This is a genomic window from Aeromonas sp. 2692-1, from assembly GCF_013085505.1.
GTDB lineage: Bacteria > Pseudomonadota > Gammaproteobacteria > Enterobacterales > Aeromonadaceae > Aeromonas > Aeromonas hydrophila.
Genome location: NZ_CP038513.1, coordinates 4,041,598 through 4,057,419, shown reverse-complemented (window position 1 = coordinate 4,057,419; position 15,822 = coordinate 4,041,598). Strand labels below are relative to the sequence as shown.

The window sequence follows — 15,822 nt, the reverse complement described above, 5'->3', positions numbered from 1 at the left end:
TCGCAGCATAAAAAAGCCCGTCATCACGACGGGCTTTTTGCTGGGCGGCTCTGCAGGCCAATCAGTGCAGGATACGGGCACGGATGGTGCCGCCGATCTCCTTGAGCTTGGCCAGCGCCTTCTCGCTGTGCTCGGTCTCCACGTCGATCACCACGTAGCCGATGTGGCTGCTGGTCTGCAGGTATTGACCGGCGATGTTGATCCCCTCGTCGGCGAAGATCTGGTTGATCTGGTTCATCACGCCGGGCTGGTTGCGGTGAATGTGCAGCAGGCGGCTGGAGCCCTTGTGGCCGGGCAGGGAGACCTCGGGGAAGTTGACGGCGGAGAGGGTGGAGCCGTTGTCCGAGTATTTGACCAGCTTGTTGGCCACTTCCAGCCCGATGTTCTCCTGGGCTTCCTGGGTGGATCCGCCGATGTGCGGGGTCAGGATCACGTTGTCCAGCCCGCGCAGCGGGGTGAGGAACTCCTCGTCATTGGACTTGGGCTCGCTGGGGAAGACGTCGATGGCGGCGCCGGAGATGTGGCCGCTCTTGATGACGTCGGCCAGGGCATCGATATCCACCACGGTACCGCGGGAGGCGTTGATGAAGATGGCGCCCGGTTTCATCATGCGCAGCTGCTCGGCACCGATCAGATCCTTGGTGGAGGCGGTCTCAGGCACATGCAGGCTGATGACGTCGGACATGTTGAGCAGCTCGACCATGCTCGGCACCTGGATGGCGTTGCCGAGCGAGAGCTTGTTCTCGATGTCGTAGTAGTAGACCTTCATGCCGATGCTCTCGGCGATGATGCCGAGCTGGGTGCCGATGTGGCCGTAGCCGATGATGCCGAGCTTCTTGCCACGGGCCTCCACCGAGCGGTTGGCCAGCTTTTCCCACACACCGCGATGGCACTTGGCGTTCTTCTCCGGGATGCCGCGCAGCAGCAGCAGGATCTCGCCCAGCACCAGTTCGGCCACCGAGCGGGTGTTGGAGAAGGGGGCGTTGAACACCGGGATGCCGCGCAGATGGGCGGCGTCGAGCTCGACCTGGTTGGTGCCGATGCAGAAGCAGCCGATGGCCACCAGCTTGTTGGCGGCATCCAGCACCTTCTCGGTGATCTGGGTGCGCGAGCGCAGCCCCACGAAATGCACGTCACGAATGCGCTCGATCAGATCTTCTTCGGAGAGAGAGGTCTTCAGATACTCCACACTGGTGTAACCTGCGGCACGAAAGGTTTCCACCGTGTTGGGGTGAACCCCCTCCAGCAGCAGTACCTTGATTTTATCCTTGTCCAGTGAAAACTTGGCAGTCATGACGATCCCTCTATGTTTGCAAAAGTGAGTGCAGATATGGTGTGTGAAGAAAACCGTAAAGTAGCAAAAACGTTTGGGAGAGGGAATATTTGTGACGAAAGTCAAATTCTTTGAAGTTTTCAACGATAGTTGTAAACGAGGGTTTGCAACTCATTGAGCAACCAATAAAAACGGCGCCATGGGGCGCCGTCTTGCATTGCGGGGCTATGGTCGGGGACCACGTCCGTTAAGCGGAGTCAGTTGATGACCACGCCGTCCGGGGTGCCGATCACCACCACGTCCGCACCGCGGTGGGCGAACAGACCGTTGGTGACGGTGCCGACGATGGCATTGAGCTGCACTTCCAGCCCCTTGGCATCGGTGATGGCCATGCCTTTCACGTCCAGGATGTGGTTGCCGTTGTCGGTGACCACCCCTTCACGCCAGACCGGGTTGCCGCCGAGCTTTCTGATCTCGCGGGCCACGTATTCGCGAGCCATGGGGATCACTTCCACCGGCAGCGGGAAGGTACCGAGCACGTCGACCGTCTTGGTGTTGTCGATGATGCAGATGAACTTGTCGGCCACGGCGGCGACGATCTTCTCGCGGGTGAGGGCTGCGCCGCCGCCCTTGATCATGTCGCGGGTGCCGTTGATCTCGTCGGCACCGTCCACGTAGACGGAGAGGGCGTCGATCTCGTTGAGGTCATACACTGTGATGCCGAAGCCCTTGAGGCGTTCGGTGGAGGCCACGGAGCTGGATACCGCCCCCTTGATCTCGTCCTTCATGGTCGCCAGTGCATCGATGAAGTGGTTGACGGTAGAGCCGGTGCCTACCCCGACGATGGTGCCGGGAACCACATACTTGAGCGCAGCCCAACCGGCCGCCTTCTTCATTTCATCTTGAGTCATGATCGATCCTTTGGAAAAAAGCGGCCGCATTATATCCAAGCCGCCCCCCAGAGCGACCACCCAGCTCACGTTCCGGGCCAAAAACTCGCAAGATGTAAATCGTTTGCCTGTTTATTGTGCCATGTCATCGCACCATGGCTGTGGCAGCCGGGCGTGACGATCGCGGCAGAGGGGGCGGATGGTCCTAGCCGGGAAAGTGCCAGCAGCGGCTGGGGGTGATGATCTGGGGCAGCGGCACGTCCCACTCCTCCTGCGGCACCGCGTCCACCTGCTGGCAGTCGTGGGCGAGCCCCAGCGGTTTGGGGCCGAGCCTGTGTTCATGCCAGCAGGCGAGGGTGCGATCGTAGTAGCCGCCGCCCATGCCGAGCCGGTTGCCCGCCGCATCGAACGCCACCAGCGGGGTGCAAATCAGATCGAGGGTGCTGTGGGGCACCACCTGCTGCATGTCGAGCTCCGGCTCGGCGATGCCGTAACGGTTGCGGGTCATGGGGCTGGTGGCGGTGTAGCGCAAGAAGAGCAGGTGACCCGGGGTGAAGGGGTGCAGTACCGGCAGGTAGACCTCTTTTTGCTGGGCCCACAGCCAGTGGATGGCGGGCAGGGGGTTGAGCTCGCCGTCGTTGGCCAGATAGAGGGCGATGCGTTTGGCCGCCAGGATCTCGGGATGCTGCTTGAACTGGGCAACCAGCTGCTGGGCCGCCTGCTGCTGCTCGGCCTGGGTCAGGCTCTTTCTGCGCTGGCGGATGAGCTGGCGCAGGGATTGTCTTTCAGGCTGGGTATCCGGCATGGGGGCTCCTCTGATGAACGGGCGGGGGGCGACGAGCGGATCGCGCTGACAGGCGATCACCTTAACAAGGCCGCGCCGGGTTGAACAGCGCGGCTCGGCCGCCGGATCCTCGGGGACCCGGCGGCCGCACTATCAGGCGTGGGCGGCTTTGCGCATCTGGTGCTTGACGAACACCGCCACCAGGGCGGCCAGTGCCAGCGCCATGGGGTAGAAGCTCATGCTCACCACCGCCAGCGGCGAGAGGGCGAAGATGGAGCCCAGCAGCAGCGCCTGGGCGCCCCAGGGGATGAGCCCCTGCACCACGCAGGAGAAGATATCCAGCATGGAGGCGGCGCGGCGCGGGGTGACCCCGTGATGATCCGCCAGCTCCTTGGCCACCTTGCTGGCGACTATGATGGCCACCGTGTTGTTGGCGGTGCAGAGGTTGGTGAGGCTCACCACCCCGGCGATGCCGAGCTCGGCCGCCTTCTCGTTCTGCTCGCCGTCGTGCTGACGGGTGAAGCGGGCGATGAGGGCGCTGATGCGGCAGCTTATCCAGGCCAGCCCCCCCTGGCGCTCCATCAGGGCGCCGAGGCCGCCGATCAGCATGGAGAGCAGGAAGATCTCCTGCATGCCGGTGAAGCCCTGATAGATATCCTTGCTGAACTGGCCGAGGGGGTAATCCCCCAGCAGGCCGACTCCACCGGCCGCCAGAATGCCGAGCCCCAGCACCATGAAGACGTTCATGCCGGAGAGGGCCAACACCAGGATCAGCAGGTAGGGCATCACCTTGAACAGCTCGACATGGGCCTCGGTGGCGGGGGCATCCCCGACCGACCCCAGGGTCAGATAGAGCAGGATCACCCCGATGGCGGCCGGGGCGGCAATCTTGAAGTTCTCGCGAAACTTGTCTTTCATCTCGCAGCCCTGGCTGCGGGTGGCTGCAATGGTGGTGTCGGAGATGATGGAGAGGTTGTCACCAAACATGGCGCCGGAGAGGATGGTGCCCGCCATCAGCACCGGATCGATGCCGGCGGCCTGGGCCACGCCAAGCGCCACCGGTGCCACGGCGCCGATGGTGCCCATGGAGGTGCCCATGGCGGTGGCGATGAAGGCGGAGATGAGGAACAGCCCCGGCAGCAGGAACCAGCCGGGGATGAGGGAGAGGCCGAGCGCGACCGTGGCATCCACCCCGCCGGTGGCCTTGGCCACGGTTGCGAAGGCACCCGCCAGCAGATAGATGAGGCACATCGCCATGATGTTGCTGTCACCGACCCCCTTGAAGAAGGTCTCGAGGTTCTTGTTGAACCCCTCCTTGCCCAGCACCAGCGCCAGCATGACGGCGGGGAGGGCGGCGACGGGGGCGGGCAGCTGATAGAAGGCGAACTCAACCCCCTGCAGGGTCAGCCAGGTGCCGGTACCGATAAAGAGAGCAAGAAAGACCAGCAGAGGCAGCAGGGCTCTGGCGCTGGGTTGGGTCTGGATCATGTGTTCCTCGATGGTTGAACATGACCTCCCTGTCTCAGCCAGCCCGCAGTGGGGTGAGAGCGTGGCGGGCATCCTGCCGCTATGGGGCGTCTACAGTAGTGAGTCGCGCCCGCCCGGTCAAGATAGCCGTCCAGATGGATACTGCTTTTTGTCTGGTGATTTTGCTTAATTGATTAAATCCGTCAAATATTCGGATTTAAATAAATATGTCGTTGATTTTTCGGGAGACTAACGGCGGCCACGGCGGGCTTTTCAAAGCGGGCGCAGGCTGGTAAAACGGTCTCTTTCCTTAATAGAGATGAGAGGGTGGAGATGGACAATCCGATCCGTGTGGCCGTGATGGGCTGTAATGGTCGTATGGGCAAGGTGCTGCTGGAGGCGATCAGCCATGCCGAGGGCGTGGTGGTCGGGGCGGCGCTGGAGCGACCGGGCTCCGCCGTGATCGGGCTGGATGCCGGCGAACTCAACGGGCTGGGTCGGCTCGGCGTCATCATCAGCGACAGCCTGGACAAGGTACGGGACGAGTTTGATCTCATCATCGACTTCACCCGCCCCGAGGTGACCCTGGCCAACCTGGCCTTCGCCCGGGCTCACCACAAGCAGATGGTGATCGGCACCACCGGCTTTGACGACGCGGGCAAGGCGGCGCTCAAGGCCGCCGCCGGCGAGATCGGCATCGTCTTCGCCTCCAACTACTCGGTCGGCGTCAACCTGGTGTTCAAGCTGCTGGAGCAGGCCGCCAAGGTGATGGGGGATTACACCGACATCGAGATCATCGAGGGGCACCACAGACACAAGGTGGATGCACCGTCCGGTACCGCGCTCTCCATGGGCGAGGTGGTGGCCAAGACGCTCGGACGTGACTTGAAAGAGTGCGCCGTTTACGGCCGCGAGGGGATCACCGGCGAGCGGGATCGCAACACCATCGGCTTTGCCACCATTCGCGCCGGCGATCTGGTGGGGGAGCACACCGTCATGTTCGCCGACATCGGCGAGCGGGTGGAGATCAGCCACAAGGCCTCCAGCCGCCTCACCTTCGCCAACGGTGCGGTGCGCGCCGGCAAATGGCTCAAGGGGCAGGGCGCCGGCCTCTATGACATGCAGGACGTGCTCGGCCTCAAGTAATCACATCAGCTGACACCAGGGGCCCCGTGGTGCGCACGAAGGGGCTGCCCGGCCCGTTCGTCTGCTAGAAACCCCGCTCATGCGGGGTTTTTTATTGGTGATTTTGTATAAATGCCGCTTACGTAGCGATTTTCATGCGAAACGGCATAAACCCTTCCTCTCTGCTGCCGCGCCGGATCTGCCATTGCACAAATGTCATCGGCTGGTAACGAAATTGGGCCTCAATAGCCCCCGTCAGGGCATTTTTTTACATCCATCAAAACAGACTAAAAATTCAAACGAAGAAAAACGTTTTCCATTTTCCAAGGACACTCATCCTCCCTAAAAAAGCTGTTTGCAGGCATTGAGATTTTTTATATGAAACTTCATTGTATTGTTTTTTAAGGATTAAAAATTGGTTTCTGTATCAATCTTGGTCTCTTGGTCTGGATTAGAAGCAACTTTTGCCTTTTCTTTTCAGGGTGGGGGTTGCAAAGCGATTGAGTGCATAGATAATGGGTAATGTTGCTTGTTTATTGAATTTAGATGCATTTCAGATGAGAAAAGACGTTGAAATGCGATCGTTTTTAAGTAGAATGCGCCCAATTTGCCAGAAATCTGCCGGGTTCGAGTCCTGTCCAAGGCCGGAACCGAGCCCGCAACACCCAGGTAAATTGCTGAATTTAAAGCTAAATAACTGGAGGTTGTCTTGAATCACACTGCATTGCTAGTGCTGGAAGATGGAACTGTGTTCAAAGGCGTGTCGATAGGCGCCGAGGGATGTTCCGTTGGTGAAGTGGTTTTCAATACGTCGATGACGGGCTATCAGGAAATCCTCACCGATCCCTCTTATTCCCGTCAGATAGTCACCCTCACTTACCCCCATATAGGCAACACCGGCACCAACAGCGAAGATGAAGAGTCCAGTCAAATCCACGCGCAGGGATTGATCATCCGGGACCTTCCGATACTTGCCTCCAATTTCCGCAATCAGCAATCCCTCTCCGAATACCTCAAGTCTCACAACATCGTTGGCATCGCCGACATCGACACCCGCAAACTGACCCGCATCCTGCGCGAGAAAGGCGCCCAGGCCGGCTGCATTCTGGCGGGCAAGCAGATAGATGAAGGGTTTGCCCTCGAACAGGCCCGCGCCTTCCCCGGCCTGAAGGGGATGGACCTGGCCAAAGAGGTCACGGTTGGCGAGGCGTACAACTGGACCGAAGGCAGCTGGCAGCTCGGCAAGGGGCACGTCACCCCGGCTGCCGACCAGCTCAAATACCACGTGGTGGCCTATGACTTTGGCGTCAAGCGCAACATCCTGCGCATGCTGGTGGACCGCGGCTGCCGCCTGACCGTGGTGCCGGCCAAGACCCCGGCTGCCGAGGTACTGGCGCTGAACCCGGATGGCATCTTCCTCTCCAACGGCCCCGGTGACCCCGAGCCGTGCGACTACGCCATCGAGGCCATCGAGGCCTTCCTCAAGACCAATATCCCGGTGTTCGGCATCTGCCTGGGTCACCAGTTGCTGGGTCTGGCCTCCGGCGCCAAGACCATCAAGATGAAGTTCGGCCACCACGGTGCCAACCACCCGGTGAAGAGCCTGGACGACAACACCGTCATGATTACCGCCCAGAACCACGGCTTTGCGGTGGACGAGCAGACCCTGCCGGATTGCCTGCGCGCGACCCACGTCTCCCTGTTCGACGGGTCACTGCAGGGCATCCATCGCACCGACCGGCCGGCCTTCAGCTTCCAGGGTCACCCCGAAGCGAGCCCGGGCCCGCACGACTGTGCCGGTCTGTTCGACCACTTTATTGAATTGATCAAGCAGTATCGCGCTTAAGAGGAAAAGAGAAGCCATGCCAAAACGTAACGACCTACAGAGCATCCTGATCCTCGGCGCCGGCCCCATCGTCATCGGCCAGGCCTGCGAATTCGACTACTCCGGCGCCCAGGCCTGCAAGGCCCTGCGCGAGGAGGGCTACCGCGTCATTCTGGTGAACTCCAACCCGGCCACCATCATGACCGACCCGGAGATGGCCGACGCCACCTACATCGAGCCCATCACCTGGGAAGTGGTGCGCGAGATCATCAAGAAAGAGCGCCCGGACGCCATCCTGCCCACCATGGGTGGCCAGACCGCACTCAACTGCGCGCTGGATCTGGAAAAGCACGGCGTGCTGGCCGAGTTCGGCGTGGAGATGATCGGCGCCACCGCCGATGCCATCGACAAGGCAGAAGACCGCTCCCGCTTTGACAAGGCGATGCGCAGCATTGGCCTGGAGTGCCCGCGCGCCGGCATTGCCCACAACATGGAAGAGGCCTGGGGCGTGCAACAGATGGTGGGCTTCCCCTGCATCATCCGTCCCTCCTTCACCATGGGTGGCTCCGGTGGCGGCATCGCCTACAACCCGGAAGAGTTCGTCGAGATCTGCGAGCGCGGTCTGGACTTGTCGCCGACCAAGGAGCTGCTCATCGACGAGTCGCTGATCGGCTGGAAAGAGTACGAGATGGAGGTGGTACGGGATCGCAACGACAACTGCATCATCGTCTGCGCCATCGAGAACTTCGACCCCATGGGCATTCACACCGGTGACTCCATCACGGTCGCGCCAGCCCAGACGCTGACCGACAAGGAGTACCAGCTGATGCGCAACGCCTCCATGGCGGTGCTGCGCGAGATCGGCGTCGAGACCGGTGGCTCCAACGTCCAGTTCGGCATCAACCCGAAAGATGGCCGCATGGTCATCATCGAGATGAACCCGCGGGTGTCGCGCTCCTCTGCGCTCGCCTCCAAGGCGACCGGCTTCCCCATCGCCAAGATTGCCGCCAAGCTCGCCATCGGTTACACCCTGGACGAGCTGATGAACGACATCACCGGCGGTCGCACCCCGGCCTCCTTCGAGCCGGCCATCGACTACGTGGTCACCAAGGTGCCGCGCTTCAACTTCGAGAAGTTCGCCGGCGCCAACGACCGTCTGACCACCCAGATGAAGTCCGTCGGCGAAGTGATGGCCATCGGCCGCAACTTCCAGGAGTCCCTGCACAAGGCGCTGCGCGGCCTCGAGACCGGCAAGACCGGCTTCGACCCCATGGTTGACCTGAACGCTCCTGACTCCCTGACCCGCATCCGCCACGAGCTGCAGGATGCCGGTGCCGAGCGTATCTTCTACATCGCCGACGCCTTCCGCGCCGGTCTCTCCATGGACGGCGTGTTCAAGCTGACCAAGATTGACCCCTGGTTCCTGGTGCAGATTGAAGAGCTGGTCAAACTCGAAGAGCAGGTGAAAGAGCGCGGCATGGCTGGCCTCGATGCCGACTTCCTGCGCGCCCTCAAGCGCAAGGGCTTTGCCGACGCCCGTCTGGCCAAGATCCTCGGCGTGGCCGAAGGGGAGGTGCGCAAGCTGCGTGCCCGCCACAACATCTTCCCGGTCTACAAGCGGGTCGATACCTGCGCCGCCGAGTTCGCCACCAACACCGCCTACATGTATTCGAGCTATGACGAGGAGTGCGAGGCCAACCCCACCAACCGCGACAAGATCATGGTCATCGGTGGTGGCCCGAACCGTATCGGTCAGGGCATCGAGTTTGACTACTGCTGCGTACACGCGGCGCTGGCCCTGCGCGAAGACGGTTACGAGACCATCATGGTCAACTGCAACCCGGAGACCGTCTCCACCGATTACGACACCTCCGATCGCCTCTACTTCGAGCCGGTCACCCTGGAAGACGTACTGGAAATCGTGCGGGTCGAAAACCCCAAAGGCGTCATCGTCCAGTACGGCGGCCAGACTCCGCTCAAGCTGGCCCGCGCCCTGGAAGCGAACGGCGTGCCTGTCATCGGCACCAGCCCGGACGCCATCGACCGCGCCGAAGACCGCGAGCGCTTCCAGTCTGCCGTCGAGCGCCTCGGCCTCAAGCAGCCGGAAAACGGCACCGTCACCGCGCTGGAGCAAGCGGTGCTGACCGCCGAGCGCATCACCTACCCGCTGGTGGTCCGTCCCTCCTACGTGCTGGGTGGCCGCGCCATGGAGATCGTCTACGACGAGCAGGACCTGCGTCGCTACTTCGCCGAGGCGGTGAGCGTCTCCAACGAGTCGCCAGTACTGCTGGACCGCTTCCTGGACGACGCCACCGAGGTGGACGTGGACGCCATCTGCGACGGCGTGGATGTGGTCATCGGCGGCATCATGGAGCACATCGAACAGGCCGGTATCCACTCCGGTGACTCCGCCTGCTCCCTGCCGCCCTACACCTTGTCCAAGGCCATTCAGGACGAGATGCGCGAGCAGGTGCGCAAACTGGCGCTGGAGCTTGGCGTGGTCGGTCTGATGAACGTGCAGTTCGCGGTGAAAGACAACGAGATCTACCTCATCGAGGTGAACCCCCGTGCCGCCCGTACCGTGCCGTTCGTCTCCAAGGCCACCGGTGCACCGCTGGCCAAGATCGCTGCCCGCGTGATGGCCGGCCAGAGCCTGAAGGAACAGGGCTTTACCCAGGAGATCATCCCGCCCTACTACTCGGTGAAGGAAGTGGTACTGCCGTTCGCCAAGTTCCCGGGTGTCGACCCGCTGCTGGGGCCGGAAATGCGCTCCACTGGTGAAGTGATGGGGGTGGGCAGCAGCTTTGCCGAGGCCTATGCCAAGGCGCAGCTGGGTGCCGGTCACCAGGTGCCGCGCGAAGGGCGTGCCCTGCTCTCCGTTCGCCACAGCGACAAGGAGCGGGTGGTGAACCTGGCCGCCAAGCTGCTGGAGCTGGGCTATGACCTCGACGCCACCCACGGCACCGCGGTGACCTTGGGCGAGGCGAGCATCAACCCGCGCCTGGTCAACAAGGTGCACGAGGGCCGTCCGCACATTCTGGATCGCATCAAGAATGGCGAGTACACCTACATCGTCAACACCGCCGAGGGTCGTCAGGCCATTCAGGATTCCAAGCAGCTGCGTCGCGGTGCCCTGCAGCACAAGGTGGCCTACACCACCACGCTGCACGCCGCCTTTGCCACCTGCATGGCCATCAGCGTGGATGCCACCGCCAACGTCAACTCGGTGCAGGAGCTGCACCAGAAGGTCGAAAGCCAGCTGAAAAGCCGCTAAGACAACGTGATGAAGGAGGGACGCCTCCTTCGTGACCCGATAAAACCCCGCCAGCGATGGCGGGGTTTTTTATTGGCAAAGAGATTGGGCTGTCATGGTCACGGGCGTCACCGAGCAACAGGCTCTGGGTGATATTCGCCACCGTGCAGCAGAAAGTGTCGCAATGATTGCGCAATAGATGTATTTGACAGCGTTCTTTGCAATCTCTCGCCCGCGTCGCCTCTCTATACTGGTTTCTCGTCACAGGATTTATCGACCCAGGTCGTCTGCGCCTGCCAACGCAGGGGCGAGCAGATCGGGCCCGCAGCCTTATCGGGTTGTGCGGCCGGCCCCCTTACCGGAAGGGGCCACAGGAAACCGGACGTGGGGCTACCGCCGCACGACCGGCCAGGGCCAGCGTTACCGCGCCAACCCGCTTCCCCTCCTTGTCCCCGTCAATCAGCCCAGCCGTACCACCAGGACATCTGCCAAGGGAATCAGAATATGAGCTTCGATCATCGCAAATACCGCCGTGCCCCCGTCATCAATCTGGCTGATCGCCAGTGGCCCAACCGGGTGCTGGAGCGGGCGCCGCTCTGGTGCGCCGTGGATCTGCGTGACGGCAACCAGGCGCTGGTCGAGCCGATGACGGTGGCCCAGAAGCTGCAGATGTGGGCGCTGATGGTGCACATCGGCTTCAAGCACATCGAGGTGGGCTTTCCGGCAGCCTCCCAGCCCGATTTCGACTTCGTGCGCGAGCTTATCGACCGCAATCTCATTCCAGACGACGTCACCATCCAGGTGCTGGTGCAGGCGCGCGAAGATCTGATTGCCCGCACCTTCGAGGCCCTCAAGGGGGCGAAGCGGGCCATCGTCCATGTCTACAACTCGGTCAACCCGACCCAGCGCAACTATGTGTTCAACTCGGGGCGCGAAGGGGTCAAGGCCATCGCCGTGCAGGGGGCGCGCTGGGTGCGGGAGTACGCGGTCCGCAATCCGGGCACCGAGTGGAGTTTTCAGTACTCGCCGGAGAGTTTCAGCAGCACCGAGGTGGAGTTCGCCGTCGAGGTGTGTGACGCGGTGATCGACCAGTGGCGCCCGGCGGCCCGCCCGATGATCCTGAACCTGCCCGCCACCGTGGAGGTGAGCACCCCCAACGTGTTTGCCGATCAGGTGGAGTGGTTCTGCCGCCACCTCAAGGCGCGCCCCGAGGTGAGTATCTCCATCCATACCCACAACGATCGGGGCTGCGGGGTGGCCGCCGCCGAGTTGGCGGTGTTGGCGGGGGCGGATCGCATCGAGGGCACCCTGCTCGGCAACGGCGAGCGGACCGGCAACATGGACATCGTCACCATGGCCATGAACCTCTACAGCCAGGGGATCGACCCCGAGCTCAACCTGGCGGACATGGATGCCATCGTCGCCACCGTGGGAGCCTGCACCCAGATTGCCCTGCACCCGCGCCACCCCTATGCCGGCGAGCTGGTCTACACGGCGTTTTCCGGCAGCCACCAGGACGCCATCCGCAAATCGCTGGCGGCGGAGAAGCCGGATCACTACTGGGACGTGGCTTATCTGCCCATCGACCCTGCCGATCTCGGTCGCAGCTACGAGGCAGTGATCCGCATCAACAGCCAGTCCGGCAAGGGTGGCGTCACCTACCTGCTGGAGCGCGACCTTGGCCTGCAACTGCCGCGCTGGCTGCAAATTGACTTCAGCCGCCGGGTCCAGGCCGAGGCTGAGGCAAGCAGCAGCGAGGTAAGCCCGGAGCAGATCCGAGCCCTGTTCGAGCGCCACTATCTCGAACCTGCCCACGGCTATCGCATCGGTCGCTTCCAGCTCGGTCGCGACAGCCAGGAGAGCCTGCGCCTCGAGCTGCAGACCCCGACCGGCTCGCTGCAGCTGAGTGGTGAAGGGGAAGGAGCCATCACGGCGCTGGTCAACGGCTGGCAGCGCCAGACCGGGATGCACATCGACGTGCTGGATTACTCCGAGCATGCCTTAAGCGCCGGCACCGAGTCCCGCGCCGCCGCCTACGTGCTGCTGAGTGTCGACGGGACCCGCACCTGCGGGGTGGCCATCGGCCGCGATGTGGTCAGCGCCTCCCTGCAGGCGGTGATCAATGGCGCCGCCCAGATAGAGGCGCTGCGCCAGAGCGCCTGATCCCGGCGCTGTATCGACCCTTGGGGGCCCTCGCCACACAGGCGGGGGCCCTTGTCATTGATGGCTTCTGCTCCCCGTCCCAATCCTCTACAATGCCCTGCCTGTCTGCGTCCGGATACCCTCTGCGGGTGCCAGGACGCCTCATCCACCGGGAAGCATTCATGTCTCATCTCATCGTCTGTCGTCATTATCTGGCCCCGCTGCTGGCCACCTTGCTGCTGGCCGCCTGTGCCAGTGAACCCGTCAGTCAGGGCGATGCCAGCAAGCCTGGCAGCGCCGCCGTCACCGGGCCGGCCATCGCCAGGCCCGCCCCGCTGCCCAAGGCCCAGGTCCCCCGGGCGCCCGCCAGCATGCAGTCGCGCATCGTGCGGCTGCTGCCGGCCCGCACCGTGGATCGCAACGGCTGGGCCCAGGATATCGTCACCGCTCTCGCCAAACAGGATCTGGCGGTGACCGACGAGAACGTCTGCTCCGTGCTGGCGGTGGCGGAGCAGGAGTCCACCTTTCAGGCCGACCCCGTGGTGCCGGGCCTTGGCAAGATCGCCTGGAAGGAGATCAACGCCCGCGCCGGCAAGCTGCTGATCCCCGAGTTCGTGGTGCGCACCGCGCTCTCCATCAACTCGCCCACCGGCAAAACTTACGCCGAGCGCATCGACAAGTTGCGCACCGAGCGGGAGATGAGCGAGATCTTCGAGGACATGATAGGGGAGGTGCCCATGGGCAAGACCCTGTTCGGCAACATGAACCCGGTCCGCACCGGCGGCCCCATGCAGGTGAGCATCGCCTTTGCCGAGGCCAACACCGATGGCTATCCCTATCCGATCAAGGAGTCCATTCGCCACGAGGTGTTCAGTCGCCGGGGTGGCATCTGGTTCGGCACCCGCCACCTGCTCAACTACCCGGCCCAGTATCCGGATCATCTCTATCGCTATGCCGACTTCAATGCCGGCTGGTATGCGAGCCGCAACGCCGCCTTCCAGGCGGCGGTGAGCCGATTGAGCGGCAAGCCGCTGGCGCTGGATGGGGATCTCATTCGCTACGACTCCGAGCTGCCGGGCAAGACTGAGCTCGCGGTTCATACCATCGCCGGCCAGCTCAGTATGAGCCAGCAGGCCATCCACCAGAGCCTGAAGCTCGGCGATACCAGCGAGTTTGCCCAAAGCGATCTCTACCACAGAGTTTTCGTGCTGGCCGATCGCAAGGCGGGCAGCCGGCTGCCCCGCGCCGTGCTGCCTGGCATCTCTCTCAAGAGCCCCAAGATCACCCGCAACCTCACTACCGCCTGGTTTGCCAAGCGGGTGCAGTGGCGCCAGCAAACCTGCCTGAAGCGGCTGGGGTCGCTGTAACTGCAATAACAAAGGCGGCCAATGGGCCGCCTTTGTTTTATGTAGATATCATGGCGTCAAGTTAACTGTTTAACCGCAACCAGTATCTTGTAATTGTTTTTCCACTCTCCTTCGACAGGAAGATCAGAAAACTCCAGTGTTTTACTATATAGAAATGGACCGCTATTTAGGCAGTCTGGCCAAGTATCAAAGATATCCTGTTTGCCTTTAGTTTCTGTCCAGACATCAGCCAGCACTACGGCATAACGCTGGCGCTGCATTGGGTTAATCAGCCCCTTTTCAAGCAACAGGAGTGCTTCATTGGACTGCATTCGTTCAATATCATTCCTGACGCTATTGGTTTTTGATTGAGGTGCCGTAAAGCGCTTAGCCTCAATAAGAAATAGCTCCGTTTCCGTGAAAACTACGGCGTCCATATGTTTCTTTTCCGTGAGGCTTATTGGAGCCTCAAACCATGAGAAGCATGAGCCGGGATAGAGGCTTTCAAGCGCAGAAACAAAGTTGTTGGTGAGATTTCGTTCGGTGAAGCCGGTAGAGCCATGTGCAGGGTAGTAGTGAGAAAAAATAGTTGTGTATCGGTTGTGCAAACGAGCCATTAGTTTATCTAGAGATACTTGCATGTTATTGCTCCATAAATGTGCTGATGTATCTAGACCAAGGGGTTTTAAAGCGGCGATAGGGTGTAAACATAAAATGAATCCCCTGCACAGCACAGCTTCAATGACTCTGGTCCGTTTAATGATTCGAGATAGTGTTCTCCGATTAAGGGGACTGACTGTGTAACAAAGTAACGCCCCTGCATTTTGGGAATCCGCTGCATCCCCAAAACTGATTGCCCTTGTTTTCCCCCCGAGTTGCGGTGCGCAATACCATGGTGCTGCCACATCTGGGGCAGAGTGGGGGTGGATTGTCCGGTGGCGATACGCTCTGTGAAGGTGGGTTTGCAACGGATTGCCTGACAGGGGCGCGGGTGGAAGCATGGTTGGCGGATGCGCTGGCATGACGAGCCTTGAGCTGGGTGACATGCTGCCGGTGGGTTTGCCAACTGGCGGTCAAGCGGCCTTGCTGAATGGTATCGACAATCCGATTAACCTCGGCGGTGCTCAAGACGGGAGTGGTCTTTCTTTTGATATAGCTGACCAGTCCGCGACGCATGACGTTCTCCGGCATGGGGGTCTTGAAGGTGCAGTCGCCAATAAAATAGACGATGGAATGCAACTGGTGATCCGCCAGCCCCAGCAGGGATTTGAGGGTCATCAGGTGCAGATAGTTTTGATGCAACGGGTTTTGAAAGCCGTGCCGGCGTCGAAACAGCTGCTGGGTCCAGCGCTTGTGTCTGGGATCGCCGAAGATCCACCCCTTCATGTTTTTGGTTTCTATCACGAATACGCCGAAGCGGGAGACGAGCACCTGATCGATCTGGGTGCTGCCCTGCTCGAGCGGCAAGGTGACATTGCTCAGCAGATGATATTCCTGCCGATCGAGAAAAAGCCGGATGCTGAGATTGAGCAGCCACTCCCCGATCATGCCCTTGAACCAGGGGCTCTTGGCGATGGTGGCCAGCAACAACAGTGGCAGCAGAAACCAGAGCTGGTTCAGCAGAACGGCCATCAGGGCGGTAACGTCCATGTCATCTCTCCTCGCTCCCGATACCTCTCCCTGGCGACGGGGCACTCTGATTGGGGTGAGCCTGGTG

Annotated in this window: 11 protein-coding genes; 5 read left to right on the top strand and 6 right to left on the bottom strand. The window is 61.4% G+C overall.

Annotated features, from left to right (window positions below):
- Positions 1-61 precede the first annotated feature (61 nt).
- From serA to E5E97_RS18775, 4 genes are all read right to left on the bottom strand, one after another.
- Entirely contained in the window at positions 62-1,294 is a 1,233-nt protein-coding gene (gene serA, locus E5E97_RS18790; RefSeq protein ID WP_024946386.1) for a phosphoglycerate dehydrogenase, read from the bottom strand.
- A 236-nt stretch (positions 1,295-1,530) separates the two neighbouring features.
- A complete protein-coding gene (rpiA, locus tag E5E97_RS18785; RefSeq protein WP_139388065.1) occupies positions 1,531-2,184 on the bottom strand; it encodes a ribose-5-phosphate isomerase RpiA in 654 nt (217 codons plus the stop codon).
- A gap of 184 nt (positions 2,185-2,368) precedes the next feature.
- Complete coding sequence (locus E5E97_RS18780) at positions 2,369-2,968, bottom strand: 5-formyltetrahydrofolate cyclo-ligase (protein ID WP_011706539.1); 600 nt, start codon at positions 2,966-2,968, stop codon at positions 2,369-2,371.
- 132 nt (positions 2,969-3,100) lie between these two features.
- Positions 3,101-4,435, bottom strand: a complete 1,335-nt coding sequence (locus E5E97_RS18775; RefSeq protein ID WP_171280769.1) for a Na+/H+ antiporter NhaC family protein — start codon at positions 4,433-4,435, stop codon at positions 3,101-3,103.
- Between the two features lie 312 nt (positions 4,436-4,747).
- Between E5E97_RS18775 and dapB the strand changes: the two genes are divergently transcribed.
- From dapB to E5E97_RS18750, 5 genes are all read left to right on the top strand, one after another.
- Positions 4,748-5,560 (top strand): 4-hydroxy-tetrahydrodipicolinate reductase, encoded by an 813-nt coding sequence (gene dapB, locus E5E97_RS18770; protein WP_011706537.1) that lies wholly within the window; start codon positions 4,748-4,750, stop codon positions 5,558-5,560.
- A gap of 688 nt (positions 5,561-6,248) precedes the next feature.
- Complete coding sequence (gene carA / locus E5E97_RS18765) at positions 6,249-7,385, top strand: glutamine-hydrolyzing carbamoyl-phosphate synthase small subunit (protein ID WP_073350785.1); 1,137 nt, start codon at positions 6,249-6,251, stop codon at positions 7,383-7,385.
- A gap of 16 nt (positions 7,386-7,401) precedes the next feature.
- Entirely contained in the window at positions 7,402-10,638 is a 3,237-nt protein-coding gene (gene carB, locus E5E97_RS18760; RefSeq protein WP_103828716.1) for a carbamoyl-phosphate synthase large subunit, read from the top strand.
- Positions 10,639-11,121: 483 nt separating this feature from the next.
- Positions 11,122-12,780, top strand: coding sequence for a 2-isopropylmalate synthase (gene leuA / locus E5E97_RS18755; protein ID WP_171280768.1), 1,659 nt, complete (start codon positions 11,122-11,124; stop codon positions 12,778-12,780).
- Between the two features lie 161 nt (positions 12,781-12,941).
- Positions 12,942-14,126, top strand: coding sequence for a DUF1615 domain-containing protein (locus E5E97_RS18750; RefSeq protein WP_162852060.1), 1,185 nt, complete (start codon positions 12,942-12,944; stop codon positions 14,124-14,126).
- A 56-nt stretch (positions 14,127-14,182) separates the two neighbouring features.
- On the opposite strand, the gene E5E97_RS18745 is transcribed toward E5E97_RS18750, so the two are convergent.
- Positions 14,183-14,746 (bottom strand): hypothetical protein, encoded by a 564-nt coding sequence (locus tag E5E97_RS18745; RefSeq protein ID WP_168756321.1) that lies wholly within the window; start codon positions 14,744-14,746, stop codon positions 14,183-14,185.
- A 142-nt stretch (positions 14,747-14,888) separates the two neighbouring features.
- The gene (locus E5E97_RS18740; RefSeq protein ID WP_171280767.1) at positions 14,889-15,755 is read right to left on the bottom strand and encodes a nuclease-related domain-containing protein; all 867 of its coding nucleotides are present in this window, start codon (positions 15,753-15,755) and stop codon (positions 14,889-14,891) included.
- Between the last annotated feature and the right edge of the window lie 67 nt (positions 15,756-15,822).